Source organism: Demequina sp. (assembly GCF_024642165.1).
Classification (GTDB): Bacteria; Actinomycetota; Actinomycetes; order Actinomycetales; family Demequinaceae; genus Demequina.
Window position 1 is genome coordinate 1 of record NZ_JAHEBP010000008.1, and the last position, 15,302, is coordinate 15,302.

Sequence of the window (15,302 nt, forward strand, 5' to 3'; positions counted from 1 at the left end):
GAGGTCGAGTGCGAGATCCGGCACAAGGGCCCGTCGATCGAGGACCGGACGCCCGTGGGCAGGGCGAACCGGTACCGTGAGGTGCTGACGGCGGTGAGCGCGCGGCGCATCCGAAGCAGGATGTCCTCCACGCGAAGCGCCGTCGGCCATCGCCTCCGTCCGCATCGTGGGGAGGCCTCGACCGCGAGGGAGGACGCGTGACGCGACCGCGCTACGCCTACCTGGGACCCGCCGGCACCTTCACCGAGGCGGCCCTGCGCGCCATGGTCGACGCCTCCGAGGTCGAGATGGTCCCCACGGTTGACGTGCTCACGGCGCTGACAGCGGTGCGCGAGGGCGACGTCGATCACGCGATCGTCGCGATCGAGAACACCGTCGAGGGAGGCGTCACCGCCACCCTCGACACCCTGGCCAGCGGCGCGCCGCTGGTGATCCTCGGCGAGGTGGTGCTGCCCGTCGCCTTCGACCTGGTCGCTCGGCCGGGTACCACGATCGACGGGATCCGCGCGGTGGCCGCGCACTCCCACGGGCTGGCCCAGTGCCGCCGGTGGCTCGGCGTGCGACTCCCGGGTGCCGTGCAGGTCTCCGCGACCTCCAACTCCGCCGCCGCCCGCAACCTCCTGGAGGGCGCGGACTACGACGCCGCGCTGGCCCCGCCCGGGCTGGGCGAGCGGCTCGGCCTCGAGGTGCTCGCGACCGCGGTGGCGGACAACCCGCACGCCGCGACCCGGTTCGTGAAGGTGGGACGGCCCGCAGCGGTGCCCGCGCCTACGGGTGCGGACAAGACCACCCTGGTGGTCCATCTGCCCGACGACCGCGCGGGTGCGCTGCTGTCGATGCTTGAGCAGTTCGCCGCGCGCGGCGTCAACCTCTCCCGGATCGAGAGCCGGCCGCGCAGCGACAGGCCGGGCGAGTACAGCTTCTCCATCGACGCGCTGGGTCACGTCGACGAGCCGCGCATGGCCGAGGCGCTGATGGGCCTGCGGCGCACCAACCCGGTGGTGGTGTTCCTGGGCTCCTACCCGGCGGCAACGGGCTACCCGACGCCGGTGTCGGACGGCACCTCTGCCGAGGACTTCGCCGAGGCGCGCTCCTGGGTGAACGGCATCAGGTCGGGGCGCTTCTAACCGTCGGTTCCGGCCGCCGCGCCCGGCGTTGCACCCTGCTGCGCGGCGCCCTTCACCGTCGAGGCCGGCACGCGCAGCACGAGCGCGCCGGCGTCCACCTCCGCGCGGATGCGGGTCGCACGTCCCATCGACTCGCCGTCGACCTGCACCTTCTGGGCCTCGCGGACCTTGATGTCGACGCGTTCGCCGCGCACGTGGTCGATCCGCGAGGTCTTCCAGGTTCTTATCACCCACGGATCCCGGATGCCCGCGCCCTGCGCCATGACGGTGCCGAAGAGCTCGGACCAGCCCACGATGCCGCCGCGCGCGTCGATCGAGGCGACGTCGATCTTGCCGTCGTCGAAGCTCGCGTCGGGAATCAACTGGATCCCCGCGGGCAGACGTCCCACGTTCGCGAGCAGCACGGTGCGCATGTGGCTCACCACCGGCTCACCGCCGTCGACCGAGATGGTGGCCTCCATGCGCTTGCCCATGTGCCGGACCGCGGCGAAGAAGTACGCGACCCAACCCAGCCGCTTCTTCAGCTGGTCGTCCGCGCCGGCGACCATCTCCGCGTCCAGGCCCGCGCCCGCGATCACCAGGAAGATGTGGCGCTCGCCGTCGCCGTCGCCGTTGGGGGTGCGGCTCAACTCCAGCCACCCCACGTCAGAGGTGCGTTCGGCGCCCTCGAGCGCCGTGCGCAGCAGTGCGGCGGTGTCGCCGAGCGGCAGGTCGAGGTTGCGCGCGAACAGATTGCCGGTGCCGATCGGCATGATCGCCATGGGCACGCCCGTTCCCGCCAGCGCCTCGGCGACGGCGCGCACCGTGCCATCGCCGCCCACGGCGACCACCACATCGGCGCCGGCCGCCACCGCCGCCCGCGCCTGGCCCACGCCCGGGTCCTCGGCCGTGGTGTAGAACCACATCGGCTGCGGAAGGTAGCGGATCGCGCACGCGCGCAGCGCCTGTTCGCGCAGCTCCGCGACGCCCGGCTTGGTCGGGTTGGCGATGAACGCCACCCGCTCCTGGGCGTCGGTCCGCTGGGTCGCGGCACCGAGCTCCATCTGGGGCAGGGGCCGGATGCGCAGGATGCGTCGCCACACCGCCGGAACCGCCACCGGATCCCGCACACCCAGACGCCGGGTCATCGTGATCGCGAGCGAGAGCGCGATCAGGGCGACCACCAGCGCGGATAGCGCGAGGATCAGGGTGGGCATGAGGAGAGCCTACGTCCCGCGTCGATAGACTGGCGCCCATGATCGACCTCAAGCTGCTGCGCACGCAACCCGACGTGGTGAGGGCCAGCCAGTCCGCCCGCGGCGAGGATCCCGGCGTGGTCGACGAGGTGCTCGCGGCGGACGCCGCCAGCCGCGCGGCGCTCCAGGGGTTCGAGGCGGCCCGCGCCGAGCAGAAGGCGCTGGGCAAGGATGTCGCACGCGCGTCGGGCGAGGAGAAGCAGGCGCTGCTCGTCCGCACCCGCGAGCTTGCCGCGCGTGTCAAGGAGCTGCAGGCCGCAGCCGACGCCGCGGGCGTCACGGCGTCGGATCTGGCGCGGTCGCTGGGCAACATCCCCGAGCCGGGAGTCCCCGTGGGCGGCGAGCAGGACTTCACCGTGCTGCGGCAGGTGGGCGCGGTGCGCGACCTTTCCGCCGAGGGAGTGACGGTCCGCGACCACCTCGAGCTGGGCGAGGGGCTCAGGGCCATCGACATGGAGCGCGGCGCCAAGGTCTCCGGCGCACGCTTCTACTTCCTCACGGGGATCGGGGCGCGGCTCGAGCTCGCCATCCTCAACGCCGCGATGGCAGCCGCGCTCGACGCGGGCTTCACGCCCATGATGACGCCCACCCTGGTGCGGCCCGAGGTCATGGCGGGCACCGGATTCCTGGGCCAGCACTCGGACGAGATCTACCGCCTCGAACGCGACGATCTGTATCTGACGGGAACCTCGGAGGTGGCGCTCGCGGGATACCACTCCGGCGAGATCCTCGACCTTGACGCCGGGCCGCTGCGCTACGCGGGCTGGAGCGCGTGCTACCGCCGTGAGGCGGGTTCCGCGGGCCGCGACACTCGCGGCATCATCCGGGTGCACCAGTTCCACAAGGTCGAGATGTTCACCTACTGCCGGCCGGAGGACGCCGCCGCCGAGCACGCCCGATTCCTCGAGACGGAGGAGCGCATGCTGCAGGCGCTCGAGTTGCCCTACCGGGTGATCGACACCGCCGCAGGCGACCTGGGCTCCAGCGCGGCTCGCAAATTCGACTGCGAGGCATGGCTGCCGAGTCAGGAGCGGTGGATGGAGGTCACCTCGACGTCGAACTGCACCACCTACCAGGCGCGACGTCTTGGAATTCGCGAGCGCCGGGAGGGCGGCACGGAGCCGGTCGCGACCGTGAACGGCACCATCGGCACCACCCGCTGGCTGGTCGCCCTGCTCGAGAACCACCAGCAGCCCGACGGCTCGGTGCACGTGCCCGAGCTGCTGCGCCCGTACCTGGGCGGGCTCGAGGTGCTGGAGCCGGCGCTCTGAGGCCGCGGCGCGCCGGTCCCCGGCCCCGCGCCCGGCGCCGCTCGTGCGCGGCGCCGCACCGTAGGGTCGAGCCATGACCCCTCGCGAGCTGCGCCCGCCCCTCGCGATCGACGCCTGGCGACTGGTGGGCCTCGATATCGACGGCACGCTCATGCACTGGGGCGGCGACATGTCGGACGTGGTGATCGACGCCGTGGAGCGGGCGCGCATGTGCCGCAACCACGTGGTCCTCGCGACGGGCCGGAACATCGTGGGCACGCTTCCGGTCGCGGAGCGCCTGGGCATCCGCAGGGGGTGGGCGGTGTGCTCCAACGGCGCCGTCACGGTGCGGCTGAACCCCGCGGCGACCGGCGGCTACGACATCGTGGAGAAGGTGACCTTCAACCCACGCGCGGCACTGGAGCTGATCCGCGAGGAGATGCCCGACGCCTACTACGCGGTCGAGGATCTGGGAGTGGGCTTCCTGGTCAACCGCGAATTCCCCGAGGGCGAACTGGTGGGCCGCCAGCGGGTGGTCGAGGACTTCGACGAGCTGTGTCACGACGAGGCCACACGCGTCGTCATCCGCGCTCCGGGGGTGGACGTCACCCACTTCGACGCGCTGGTGCACCGCATCGGCCTCAACGACGTCACCTACGCCGTGGGCTACTCGGCCTGGCTCGACCTCACCCCGCCCGGCGTGTCCAAGGCCTCCGCGCTCGAGATGCTGCGGCGTCAGCTGGGCGTGTATCCGGACCACACCGTGGCGGTGGGGGACGGTAACAACGACATCGAGATGCTGCGATGGGCGGGGCAGTCGGCCGCCATGGGCACCGCGCCCGACCACGTGAAGGCCGCTGCGGATGAGGTGGTGGGCTCCGTGGGGGAGGACGGGGTCCTCACCGTGCTGGACCGGCTCATCGACCCGGAGCGCCTCGCCGTGCTGTGAGCCGTGCGCCGGCGCTCACGCCACGGTGAGCACCAGCTTGCCGAACACCTCGCCGGATTCGAGGGCACGATGCGCGTCCGCGGCGCGGTCGAGCGGAAAGGTCGCATGGACCACCGGTCGGACGCGGCGAGGGACCAGTGGCCACACGTCCTCGCGCACCCGGGCCACGATCGCCGTGCGCTCCGCGAGCGGCCTTCCCCGCAGCGCGGTGCCGATGATGCGGGCGCGCTTCGCCAGCAGCGCGCCCAGGTCGAGATCACCGCGCGAGCCGCCCTGCAGCCCGATCACCACCAGCCTGCCGCCGGTCCGCAGCGCCGACAGGTTGGCGTCCAGGTAGGCCGCCCCCATCACGTCGAGGATCACGTCCGCGCCGCCCAGCTCGCGAACCTTCGCCGCCCAGTCGCCGTCGCGGTGGTCCAACCCTGCGTCGGCACCCAGTTCCACGCACCGCCGCACCCGGTCCGGTCCGCCGGCCGTCGCCACCACGCGCATGCCCCGCGCCTTCGCGATCTGGATCGCCGCGGTGCCGATCCCGCCCGAGCCGCCGTGCACCAGCAGGGTCTCCCCGGCGCGCGCGTGCGCCACGTCAAGGTTCGAGACCACGGTGCACGCGGCCTCGACCAGCGACGCCCCGTCGACGTCGGACACGCCGGGCGGAAGCGGGAGCACGAGCCCGGAGTCGACCGCGACGAACTCGGCATACCCGCCGCCGGGAACCAGGGCGCAGACGCGATCGCCCACGCTCCATGGGGACTGCGCGCCGGCCTCGGCAACGGTGCCGGCCACCTCCAAGCCGGGCCACGCGGGAGCTCCCGGAGGCGGAGCGTAGCGGCCCTCGCGCTGCAGGACGTCCGCCCGGTTGACTCCGGCGGCTGTGATTCTGATCACAGCGTCATGAGGGCCCGGTTGCGGCACAGGCGCATCTACCAGGAGTAACGCCTCCGGCCCTCCCGGTGAGGGCGCGATCACGACCTTCATGGGTAGTTCTCCGCTATTCCCCGTCATAGTTGGGACCTAATACCCTCTCAAACTACAACTCGCGTGGATGCGGGCTCAGGTTTACGGGCGCACGGCCGATAGACCAGGGGAGCGGCCGCTCGACATCCATGCACGGAGGCGTTCGTCGTGCACGACGGCTCGTGAGGGGAAGGTTTCATGCTCCAGAGGCTCGGCATCCGGGGAAAGCTCCTGGCCGTCGTCATGGTGCCCGTGCTGGTGCTCGTGGTTGCCGTGGGGTACATCTCCGTGACCTCCGTCGCCGAGTATCGAGCATCCGCGAACGCCCAGGAGCTGATCGACACCCTGGGTGCCGCGAGGGAGACCGAGGCCGACCTTCAGACGGAGCGGCGCGCCGCGATGAACTTCGTCGACATCGTCCAGAGCTCCACCGAGAGCCTGGCGGAGTCGCGCGCCGAGGTGGCGACGCGCTTCGAGACGTTCGCGCGGGTGGCCGATGCCGCAGATACCGCTGAGGCCGACAAGCTCTACGCGGATACCGTCGCAGCGTTGGGCGGGGTCGGCGGGGACACGCTGGCCGCGGAGCGCGCCGTCAAGGTCATCGCGCCGGAGGCGGCGGGGGACTGGCTGCAGTTCCCCACGGACGACGAGATCGCGACCATGGATGCCGGCTACGCCGACGCGGCCGCCGAGCTGGACGCGCTGGGAGCGGGAGCGCCGGATGGCCTCCAGAACTCGCTGGCGGCCCTCGCGTTCGCCGTACGCGACGAGGCGTCGCAGGCGCACACCCTCATGGTGGACCCGCAGGCCTTCCAGGCGACGCTCGAGACCACCTTCCCCGCGGTGGACAGCGGCTTCGACGGCATTCGGGACGCGGCGGCCCAGGTGGACCAGACCCCGGAGAACGCCCAGGCGCTCGCCGCGGTCGCCGCCGGCTCCGAGCTGCGCGCGGCGCTGCCGGAGATCCGCGCCGCGGTGCGGTCCGCGCAGACCTCGCCGGCCTCGGTCATCAGCTTCTACACCGAGGTGGTGGACACCTTCGTAGGTGCCGCGGACGCGGTCGCCGTCGCCATCCCCGACCGCGCGATCGTGGCATCGATCCAGGCCTACGGAGCCCTCGACACCTTCATGGAGAAGATGCAGTTTGAGGGCGTCTCCTTCGAACAGCTGATCCGCAGGGGCCAGTTCGTCACGGCCGAGATCGCGTCGACGCGCAACATCGTCGAGCGGCAGCGCATCGCACTCGAGCAGGCCCAGAGCCGCGGGCTCGGCATGCAGCCCGCGCTCGCGGTGCCGGAGATCGGCGCGACCGACACGACCACCGGCAGCTCGTTCGCCCAGATCGAGGGTTCGATCCTTGGCGGCCTGGACTCGTCGCTGATCGCGGCTCGATCCGCGAACTGGCCCGAGAAGGTCGACGGCGAGCTCGCCCAGTATGAGCCGCTGCGCGAGCAGGCGTGGAACCTTACTGCGGAGCGCGCCTCGACCAACACGTCGAACGCGCTCACCGCGTCGATCGTGACCATCGCGCTCGGGATCCTCGCCATCGTCGCGTCCCTCGTCATCACCTTCATCATCGCCCGCCGCATCGTCAACCCGCTGCGGCGCCTGACCACCACGGCGACGGCCGTCCGCGAGGAGCTGCCGCGACTGGTCGAGAGGGTGGCGATGCCCGGCGAGCAGGTGGACGCCGCCGAGGTCCAGATCCCGGTGGAGTCCACGGACGAGGTGGGTCGCCTCGCGGAGGCGTTCAACGGGGTCAACGCCGCCACGCTCGAGATCGCCCGCGAGCAGGCCGCGCTGCGTGCCTCGATCTCGGAGATGTTCGTCAACGTCGCCCGCCGCGACCAGGTGCTGCTCAACCGTCAGCTCTCGAGCATCGACGAGATGGAGCGTGCGGAGGACGACCCGACGCGCCTCACCAAGCTGTTCGCGCTGGACCACCTCGCGACGCGCATGCGCCGCAACTCAGAGTCGCTCCTGGTACTCGCCGGCATCGACACCGGACGCCGCCTGCGCCGGCCGATGCCCCTGTCCGACGTGGTCCGCACCGCTTCCTCTGAGATCGAGCTCTACGAGCGGATCGACCTCGACCTGGTGGTGGACCCGGCGATGCTGGGTCACCAGGCGCTCACCGCCGCACACCTGTTCGCCGAGCTGCTGGAGAACGCGACGGTGTTCTCCGACCCCGGGTCGCGGGTGACCGTGCGCACCGGACGGACCCCGGACGGCTTCACGGTCGAGGTGATCGACTCGGGGATCGGGATGACGCCTGCGGAGCTTGCCGAGGCCAACAGCCGCGTCATCTCGTCGGCGGCGTCGGAGATCCTGGGCGCGCAGCGCCTCGGCCTGTTCGTGGTGGGACGCATCGCCCGACGCATCGGCGCCCAGGTGGCGATCCGGACCCAGGAGGGTCGCGGCTCGGTGGCCACCGTGCTGCTGCCCGTGACGCTGTTCGAGGCGGCCCCGGAGGATGCGCCCGCCGTGGAGCCCGTCATGGATCCTGCCGCGGTGTCCGCTCCGGAGCTCGTGGCCACGCTCGACGAGCTCGGCGTGGCCGAGACGGCCGCCAATGTGCTCGATCACACGGACCTTGCGAGCCACCCGGACCAGGCCGAGCCGCTGGGGGAGGACGATTCGATCCCCATGCCCGTGAGCCTCGGCGCGCTGATCGCGGCCGACGCCGCAGTGGCGCCCGACTCGGAGCCCGTGTCCGGTGAAGAACTCACCGACGGCATGTCGAGCGCGGGCCTGCCCACGCGCCGTCGCCGAAGTGAGCCCGAGGATGGGGGCGCAGCCGACGAGCGCAACGTCATCGGCCTTCCCGTGCGCGCGACTGCCGATCAGCTGAGCGCCCTCGACGCCGAGTCGGCGTCCTTCACCCCCACGGTGTCGCCCACCGAGGTGTCGCCCCAGACCCCCGAGCAGCGTGCGTCTGTCTTCCGCGGCTTCCGTGCCCGGGGCGGCGAGCCGGAGCCCGTGCCGTTCGACGAGGTCGACGCGTCGCCACGCCCGATGGCCGATGCCCTTGCCGTGCCTATGCTCGCGCCGGACGATGCGGCCGACGAAGTCGTCGACGCCCAGGACGAGTTCGCCCCGACCGAGGCGACCGAGCAGGAGCGCCCTGACGAGCCGGCGCTGCCCAGCGCGGCGGCTCTGGGCGGTGCATTCGCGGCCTTTGACGCGATCCGCCGCGCGTCGGCCGCGCAGGCGCAGGCCGATGAGCCCGACGTCGAGCCCGAGCTTGAGCCTGAGCCTGAGCTTGAGCCCGACGTCGAGCCCGAGCCTGAGGTCGGACTTGAGCCCGCGGTCGAGCCGGAGGCTGCGAGCCCCGCGCTGCCGTCCTTCGCGATGCCCAAGCTCACGACGGCGGAGATCGCGACCGCCGCGCTCGCTGACGAGGCCGAGCAGTTCGAGGCCGAGTTCGACGAGTCTGCGGAGCCGGAGTCGCCCCTGCCGTTGTCGCCGTACCTCGCGTCCGTTGTCGAGTCCGCCACGGAGGACGCGGCGGAGCCAGAGTCCGAGCCCGCGATCGACTTCGCCCCGGACGACCTCGCGGGTCTGGACGGCCTCGAGGACGCGGTGGACGCAGACTCGTACACCGAGGAGGCGGCGGAGCAGGAGCCCGCGCCCGTCCTGTCGCTCGAGCCTGACGACGAGTACCCGGCGGACGAGTCGAGCGAGCCCGAAGACGCGGATGGCTACGTCTACGACCTCTCGGCGATTCCAGGCCTTGAGCCCGACGCCGAATCAGAGTTCGAGATCGAGGACGTCGACGTCGACGTCGACGTCGACGTTGCCGCCGAGCCCGAGGCCGAGGCGCTGGCCGACGCACCGTGGCTCGACGCGGCGGCCTTCGCCGCGGCGGGAGCCGTCGCCGCGGATGCGCCGATCGACCGTGCGCACGATCCAGCAGCCGAGTCCGTCGACGATGAGGTCACTGCTGACCCGGAGGCCACCTCCTTCGAGCCCATGGACGCGTCCGGCGTGCAGGACGTCGCTCTCGACGACACGCTCTACGGGTATAGCCCCGTCGAACCCGAGGCCCCTGACGCGGAGCCGACCATGGATGAGATCATGGCGGACGCCTCGGGTGAGCACGCCGCTCGGGTCGGCTTCTTCGGCCGCCTGTTCGGCCGCGGACGCCACGACGGCGACTCATCGAAGTCCGCCCCGGCGGTCGTGCCGCCGCCGGCGCCGTTCGCGCCGCCGGCCTTCGAGCCCACCGCGTTCGAGGCGGACGGCAATGACCTTCCCGACTTCTATGTGCCGCCCGCCCCAGCCGCCCGCGAACTCGAGCCCGAGCCCGAGCTGGCGCCCGCCCAGCCCACCGTCCACTCCGCATCGTTCTCTCCCGAGGAGCTTGCCGATCCGCAGGGATGGGAGGCCGCGGGCGAGAGCGCGCTGGCTGCGGCCACCGACGAGGGGTCGCACCACTCCTACGAGCCCGCGTTCGACACCGAGAACGCTTCCGGCCGATCGTTCGCGGACGAGGAGGCGGACCTCACGAGTGCCGTGTTCTCCGAGCTGAGCTCCCTGTCCGCGTCACGCCCCAAGGTCGAGAAGACCAAGGCCGGCCTGCAGAGGCGCAGGGGCGCCGCGGAGGAGCCGGCGGAGGTCACGCCGATCGAGGAGGAGGTCTCCCTCGCCCCGAGGGAGCGCGACGCGGAGGCGGTGCGCAACCGCTTCAGCAGCTTCTACTCTGGCACCCAGCGTGCTCGGTCGGATGCCGCCGAGCTCCAGATGCGCTCCACGCCCCAGCCGGCGAACGAGTAGTCCCATGCCCACCCCCGTACCCACCCGCCGAGCCCCCGGGCTCGGCACCCCCTTCAAGGAGGACAAGTGACCGCCCTCAGCACCGAGGCCACCAATTTCGGGTGGCTCCTGGACAACTTCGTCGAGTCCGTGCCCGGCACGCGCCACACGCTCGTCGTGAGCGCCGACGGCCTGCTCATGGCCATGTCGAAGAACCTGGACCGCACCGAGGGCGACACGCTCGCGGCGATCGTCGCGGGCATGTCCAGCCTCACGCGCGGCGCCGCCCGGCAGCTGGGCGCGGGCGAGGTGCGGCAGTCGATCGTCGAGATGGACGAGCTGTTCCTGTTCCTCATGAGCGTGTCGAACGGCTCGGTGCTCGCGGTCGCCGCCGACTCCACGTGCGACGTGGGCCTCGTCGGCTACGAGATGACCCTGCTGGTGTCCCGGTTCGAGAACGCGCTCACCCCGCAGCTGATCACCGAGATGCGTCAGCACCTCCCCACGGATGGCCACACCCGCGGCTAGCCATGAGTGACGCCACCCTGCCGCTCGACGGCGAAGACGAGGCCTACACCGTCAGGCCGTACGCCGTGACGGGCGGGCGCGTGAGCGCCGCCCACGCGGGTCTGCCGATGGAGGCCCTGGTCGAGGCGACGTCCGACCCACAGACTTTGACGGGGCTCACCCCTGAAAAGAAGAAGATCCTGCAGCTCGCTACAGGTCAGTTCCAGTCCGTGGCTGAGCTCTCGGCCCACACCCGGCTTCCGCTGGGTGTGGTCAGGGTGCTCGTGACGGACCTTGCCGAAGTTCATCATTTGAAGATCCACGTGGGCGGAACGGTTCAGGACGCGAGCACTCATGATGCGTCCGGCGGTCTGTCCCTGAGCCTCCTGGAGAGTGTCCTCGATGGCATCGCAGCCCTCTAACGCGGCAGTCGCCGCGCCAGCGGCTACCACCGCACCTACCGTCGTGAAGATAGTCATCGCCGGCGGCTTCGCCGTGGGCAAGACCACCTTCATCGGCTCCATCTCCGACATCGACCCGTTGAACACCGAGGCCGCCATGACCGAGCATTCGGTCGGCGTCGACGATGCGGGCGGAGTCACCGACCGGAAGACCACCACTACCGTCGCCATGGACTTCGGCCGCATCGCGCTGCCGGGGTCCCTCTGGCTCTACCTGTTCGGCACGCCGGGCCAGGATCGCTTCCTCTTCATGTGGGACGACCTGGTGCGCGGCGCGATCGGCGCCGTCGTGCTGGTCGACACCGAGCGTCTTGACCAGTGCTTCCCGGCGGTCGACTACTTCGAGGGCCGGGGCATCCCGTTCGTCGTGTGCGTCAACTGCTTCGACGGCGTGGCTCGCCACACCCTCGAGGACGTGCGCGAGGCGCTGGGCATCTCCTTCGACGTTCCGATCATGTACACCGATGCGCGCGAGAAGGGTGCCACCAAGCAGGCCCTGATCGCGGTGGTCCAGTTGGCCATGCGCCGCATCAAGGACCGCTGAGCGGGGTCGATGCGCCCTGGCGGGACATGAGCGTCAGATTCGTCGAGAGTCTGACCCTCAGGTCCCGCCAGGACGAGCGAGGCGGCGTGCGACCACCGCGAGCAGGCGTTCGCGGCACCATTCGGGGCGCTTCGTGAGGTCGGTCCACCCGAAGCGCACCACCGCGTAGCCGGCCGCCGCGAGGTCTGTCTGGCGCTCGCGATCCGCATCGCGGGCCGAGCGCGTCGAGTGGTAGCGATCGCCGTCGAGCTCAACCACGACTCCCAGACGCCGGTGCAGCATGTCGACCGTCGCGCGACGTGACGGTAGGGCGAGCGCCACCTGCCACTCGAAGTCGCGGAACCTCGCGTCGGCGAACGTCTCGTGCCGCGCGCGCACCTCGAGCGGTGTGGTGGCGCCGTCTGCGAACCAGCCGAGTACGCGCTCGAGGTCGCGCCGTCCCGCGACTCGGAGCGTGCGATCGAGCTCTCGCCGCAGTTGCCGCCACGTACACACCCTGGCCCACATCGCCTCCCACAGGAGGTTGCGCCGCGCGTCCGGATCGCACAGGGTCCAGGCGTCGAGCAGCGCCCGCTCGGGGACGGTGCACTCGACGCCGCTGGGTGCGCTCGACACCCGGATCCGCTCGCCCTGGAGGCAACGCAACCATGCGGGCGCCCGGGGGCGGGTGCCGTTGGTGACCCTGAGGTCGGCGGTGGCGGGCGCGGGCAGGCGGTCGGCGTACAGGTGCAGCGCCAGCGCTCCGGTGACGCGCCCCGCGGGATGCCACAGGTTGAGGGCCTCGCCGCGCACGATCGGCGCCTGCGAGTGGACGCTCGCCGCGTAGACGCCCGGCAGGACTCGCCGCGCGCCGCCGCCGCGTACCGCGTTCTCCAGCGCCCTTCGCGTCCAGTGGCCGAGCAGTTCGGCTCGGCTGAACGCATGCGGATTGGCGGCGAGGAACTCCGGCAGCGGACGGCCGACGGCCCGCAGGCCTGGGATAGGGCGCATGCACGGCATCCGACCACCCGGCGTGGTGCCGCGACACCCTGGCGGCACTTCTGTGGACAACGGCCGCGCCCTGGCGGGACGTGAGCGTCAGAATCCGGCCGGATCTGACCGCCATGTCCCGCCGGCGCGCGGGTGCGGTGGGTCGGGCGCCCGGCGCTACCCTTGCACGGTGATCTACGTCGACGGCTCCGGGCTGTGCCGCTTCCTGCCCGGAGTGCGCTACTTCGACGAGTTCAACGACTTCGCGGTACCGCGCCTCCGCGAGCTCGCCACCACGCAGCTGGGCTTCACGGAGCTGCGTCAGGCCGCCGAGCTCTACCCCCGCGAGACCAAGTCCAAGGCGTTCGACGTGGTCGAGATGGTGCGGTCCTCGATCCCCGTGATCCGGTTCTCCGAGCACAACGTCTCCATCTCGACGCACGCCGTGGCCGTGCTGAAACCGTTCGCGGCCCTGCACCTGGGCGCCGCGGTGGCGCACCCGGAGATCCACGCGCTGCTCACGTACGACGCCGAGCTCGCGCGCGCCGCGGAGCTGTACGAGCTCCAGGTGCTGAGCCCGGGGCTCGCCCCCGGCTGGCACAATATGACCGGCGCGTGAGCGTCAAGGAGAGTTGACCGAGCGGCCGAAGGTGACAGTCTTGAAAACTGTTGAGGCGTGACCCGCCTCCGTGGGTTCGAATCCCACACTCTCCGCCGTGGGGGGACGATGCGCGGGACCCGTGCCCGGGCATCGTCCCGTGTTTTGGTGGGCAGGTCCCGTCCGGGTATCCTGGCACCCACCTTGGAGACGTCGCATAGCCAGGTCTAGTGCGCGGTCCTGCTAAGACCGTGAGGGGCTTAAACCCCCTCCGTGGGTTCGAATCCCACCGTCTCCGCTCCAGGAAGGCCCCGTCGCGAGGCGGGGCCTTTCGCCTGTCGGGACGCCGGGACGATGTGGGGCGTCGCGCGTGGAAGCGGACGGTTCGGCCGTAGGGCGACCGGCCTGTCATTCAGTTATGATTGGATATTCAAGCGGCCGCGCAGCGCGGCGCTCGCAAGGAGGCACGCCATGACCGACCGCCCGCCGCATGGGACGCCGGGGCGGCCCCGCGTCATCGTGACCACGGACCCCGAGCTCGACGACCTCAACTCGATGCTGCGCCTGGTTCTGTACTCGAACGAGATCCGCCTCGCCGGTCTCGTGTATTCGTCGAGCATGTTCCATGCCGAAGGCGATCCCGAGCTGGGCGTCCCGCCGCACCGATGGCCCCCCGCGGGAGCCCGGGGTCACATCGACCAGGCGTTGGACGCGTATGAACAGGTCTGGGACAACCTCCGCCGGCACGATCCCCGGTATCCAGAGCCCGCTGCCTTGCGCGCGATGGTTGCGCAGGGAAATGTCGCGACCATCGGAGACGTCGCTACCGAGTCCGACGGCTCGCGGCTCATTGAGAGGGTCCTGATGGATGGAGCCGACGACCGGGTCTTCCTGCAGGCATGGGGCGGTCTCAACACGATCGCTCGAGCGCTCATGAGCATCGAGGAGCGGGCGCGCAACGAGGGCACGTGGGAACAGGTGTATCGCGATCTTGTGCGTCGCATCGTCATCACCAGCTTCGGAAAGCAGGACTCTACCTACGACGAGTACATCCGACCGAACTGGCCCGAGATCGAGCTTCGCGAGGTGGCGACGCTCGCGTGGGGCTACTTTGCCCGCTCGGCCGCGCGGCCCGAAGACCAGCGGTACCTCACGGCCGAGTGGATGCGTGAAAATGTTTCCCAGGTGGGTCCGATCGGTGCCGCCTATCGTGTCTGGGGCGACGGCAAACAGATGGCGGAAGGGTTCGACGACGAAGACTACTTCGGCGTCGCGGACAAGGACGCGGCAGAGCTCGAGGCGATGGGGTATCGAGTGTGGTGCCCGGTGGAGCCGCGGGGCGCCTGGGTCTCCGAGGGCGACTCGTCGAACTTCGCGCTCCTGATCGACAACGGACTACGGGGCTGGGAGAGCCCGGGCTTCGGCAGCTGGGGCGGACGTCAGGCGCCCAGCGTGGACCACCCCTACGAATGGTCGAGCGCCCTCGCGGAGGATGACCTGCCGGAGGGGATGCGGCCGGCGGAGACGCCCTTCGGTCCGCCGATCAACGACTACGCGGCCGCGCGCTGGATCGGGGCGTTCCAGCGCGATCTTGCGGCCCGGTTGCGGTGGAGTGTGACTCGTGATGCGAACGGCGCCAACCACCACCCGTCTGTGGCGGTCGAGGGCGGGCTCACGGCCGAGGCGGCGCGCGGCACCGCCGTGATGCGCACGCTCATCGCAGCCGACCCGGACGGCGATTCCGTCGACCTCGTGGCCTGGAACTACCGAGAGGCCGGCACCTGCGGCGGCGAGCCGAGTGTGCGCGTGACGGGCTCGACGCTCCAGGTCGGCGTGCCCGCGGAGGCCGCGGCGGGGGAGACCTTGCACGTGATCGTCGAAGCGACCGATCGCGGGGAGCCGGCGCTCACTTCCTACGCCCGCCTGATCGTCACGGTCACGTGAGTCCGC

General features: G+C 71.1%; 12 protein-coding genes and 2 tRNA genes. 11 read left to right on the forward strand and 3 right to left on the reverse strand.

All coding sequences use genetic code 11. The features are described from left to right. Window positions 1-197 precede the first annotated feature (197 nt). Entirely contained in the window at window positions 198-1,127 is a 930-nt protein-coding gene (gene pheA, locus Q0L54_RS01565) for a prephenate dehydratase (protein ID WP_296664895.1), read from the forward strand. Here the strand turns inward: pheA and Q0L54_RS01570 are convergent. After that, complete coding sequence (locus Q0L54_RS01570) at window positions 1,124-2,323, reverse strand: diacylglycerol kinase family protein (protein WP_296664897.1); 1,200 nt, start codon at window positions 2,321-2,323, stop codon at window positions 1,124-1,126. The genes pheA and Q0L54_RS01570 overlap by 4 nt on opposite strands. Window positions 2,324-2,361: 38 nt before the next feature. On the opposite strand from Q0L54_RS01570, the gene serS reads away from it, so the two are divergent. Together serS and Q0L54_RS01580 are read left to right on the forward strand one after the other, a co-directional pair. After that, complete coding sequence (serS, locus tag Q0L54_RS01575) at window positions 2,362-3,633, forward strand: serine--tRNA ligase (protein ID WP_296664899.1); 1,272 nt, start codon at window positions 2,362-2,364, stop codon at window positions 3,631-3,633. A gap of 73 nt (window positions 3,634-3,706) precedes the next feature. After that, window positions 3,707-4,561: an HAD family hydrolase gene (locus Q0L54_RS01580; protein WP_296664901.1), complete on the forward strand. Its 855-nt coding sequence runs from the start codon at window positions 3,707-3,709 to the stop codon at window positions 4,559-4,561. 15 nt (window positions 4,562-4,576) lie between these two features. Here Q0L54_RS01580 and Q0L54_RS01585 read toward each other — a convergent pair whose 3' ends face one another. Then, window positions 4,577-5,566: an NAD(P)H-quinone oxidoreductase gene (locus tag Q0L54_RS01585; protein WP_366937918.1), complete on the reverse strand. Its 990-nt coding sequence runs from the start codon at window positions 5,564-5,566 to the stop codon at window positions 4,577-4,579. A gap of 150 nt (window positions 5,567-5,716) precedes the next feature. Between Q0L54_RS01585 and Q0L54_RS01590 the strand changes: the two genes are divergently transcribed. The 4 genes from Q0L54_RS01590 to Q0L54_RS01605 all read left to right on the forward strand — a co-directional run bounded on the left by Q0L54_RS01590 (window position 5,717) and on the right by Q0L54_RS01605 (window position 11,785). Continuing rightward, window positions 5,717-10,294 carry an ATP-binding protein gene (locus tag Q0L54_RS01590; protein ID WP_296664905.1) on the forward strand — a complete coding sequence of 1,526 codons (4,578 nt, stop codon included), beginning with the start codon at window positions 5,717-5,719 and terminating at the stop codon, window positions 10,292-10,294. Window positions 10,295-10,360: 66 nt separating this feature from the next. Continuing rightward, a complete protein-coding gene (locus tag Q0L54_RS01595; RefSeq protein WP_296664907.1) occupies window positions 10,361-10,801 on the forward strand; it encodes a roadblock/LC7 domain-containing protein in 441 nt (146 codons plus the stop codon). Between the two features lie 2 nt (window positions 10,802-10,803). Beyond that, window positions 10,804-11,202, forward strand: coding sequence for a DUF742 domain-containing protein (locus Q0L54_RS01600; RefSeq protein ID WP_296664909.1), 399 nt, complete (start codon window positions 10,804-10,806; stop codon window positions 11,200-11,202). Next, a complete protein-coding gene (locus Q0L54_RS01605) occupies window positions 11,183-11,785 on the forward strand; it encodes an ATP/GTP-binding protein (RefSeq protein ID WP_296664911.1) in 603 nt (200 codons plus the stop codon). Before Q0L54_RS01600 ends, Q0L54_RS01605 begins: the two co-directional genes overlap by 20 nt. Window positions 11,786-11,842: 57 nt before the next feature. On the opposite strand, the gene Q0L54_RS01610 is transcribed toward Q0L54_RS01605, so the two are convergent. Continuing rightward, window positions 11,843-12,775 (reverse strand): DUF559 domain-containing protein, encoded by a 933-nt coding sequence (locus tag Q0L54_RS01610; RefSeq protein ID WP_296664912.1) that lies wholly within the window; start codon window positions 12,773-12,775, stop codon window positions 11,843-11,845. A gap of 169 nt (window positions 12,776-12,944) precedes the next feature. Between Q0L54_RS01610 and Q0L54_RS01615 the strand changes: the two genes are divergently transcribed. The 4 genes from Q0L54_RS01615 to Q0L54_RS01630 all read left to right on the forward strand — a co-directional run bounded on the left by Q0L54_RS01615 (window position 12,945) and on the right by Q0L54_RS01630 (window position 15,296). Beyond that, the gene (locus Q0L54_RS01615; protein WP_296664914.1) at window positions 12,945-13,373 is read left to right on the forward strand and encodes a hypothetical protein; all 429 of its coding nucleotides are present in this window, start codon (window positions 12,945-12,947) and stop codon (window positions 13,371-13,373) included. 7 nt (window positions 13,374-13,380) lie between these two features. After that, window positions 13,381-13,468, forward strand: a tRNA-Ser gene (locus Q0L54_RS01620). Between the two features lie 90 nt (window positions 13,469-13,558). Beyond that, window positions 13,559-13,650: transfer RNA gene (locus tag Q0L54_RS01625), tRNA-Ser, on the forward strand. 173 nt (window positions 13,651-13,823) lie between these two features. Continuing rightward, window positions 13,824-15,296: a nucleoside hydrolase-like domain-containing protein gene (locus Q0L54_RS01630; protein WP_296664916.1), complete on the forward strand. Its 1,473-nt coding sequence runs from the start codon at window positions 13,824-13,826 to the stop codon at window positions 15,294-15,296. Window positions 15,297-15,302: the final 6 nt, after the last annotated feature.

Coding starts and splice junctions, on each gene's coding strand:
- Q0L54_RS01580 (WP_296664901.1), top strand. CDS start 3,707: ATGACCCCTCGCGAGCTGCGCCCGCCCCTCGCGATCGACGCCTGGCGA.
- serS (WP_296664899.1), top strand. CDS start 2,362: ATGATCGACCTCAAGCTGCTGCGCACGCAACCCGACGTGGTGAGGGCC.
- Q0L54_RS01630 (WP_296664916.1), top strand. CDS start 13,824: ATGACCGACCGCCCGCCGCATGGGACGCCGGGGCGGCCCCGCGTCATC.
- Q0L54_RS01600 (WP_296664909.1), top strand. CDS start 10,804: ATGAGTGACGCCACCCTGCCGCTCGACGGCGAAGACGAGGCCTACACC.
- Q0L54_RS01605 (WP_296664911.1), top strand. CDS start 11,183: ATGGCATCGCAGCCCTCTAACGCGGCAGTCGCCGCGCCAGCGGCTACC.
- Q0L54_RS01585 (WP_366937918.1), bottom strand. CDS start 5,566: ATGACGGGGAATAGCGGAGAACTACCCATGAAGGTCGTGATCGCGCCC.
- Q0L54_RS01590 (WP_296664905.1), top strand. CDS start 5,717: ATGCTCCAGAGGCTCGGCATCCGGGGAAAGCTCCTGGCCGTCGTCATG.
- Q0L54_RS01610 (WP_296664912.1), bottom strand. CDS start 12,775: ATGCGCCCTATCCCAGGCCTGCGGGCCGTCGGCCGTCCGCTGCCGGAG.
- Q0L54_RS01570 (WP_296664897.1), bottom strand. CDS start 2,323: ATGCCCACCCTGATCCTCGCGCTATCCGCGCTGGTGGTCGCCCTGATC.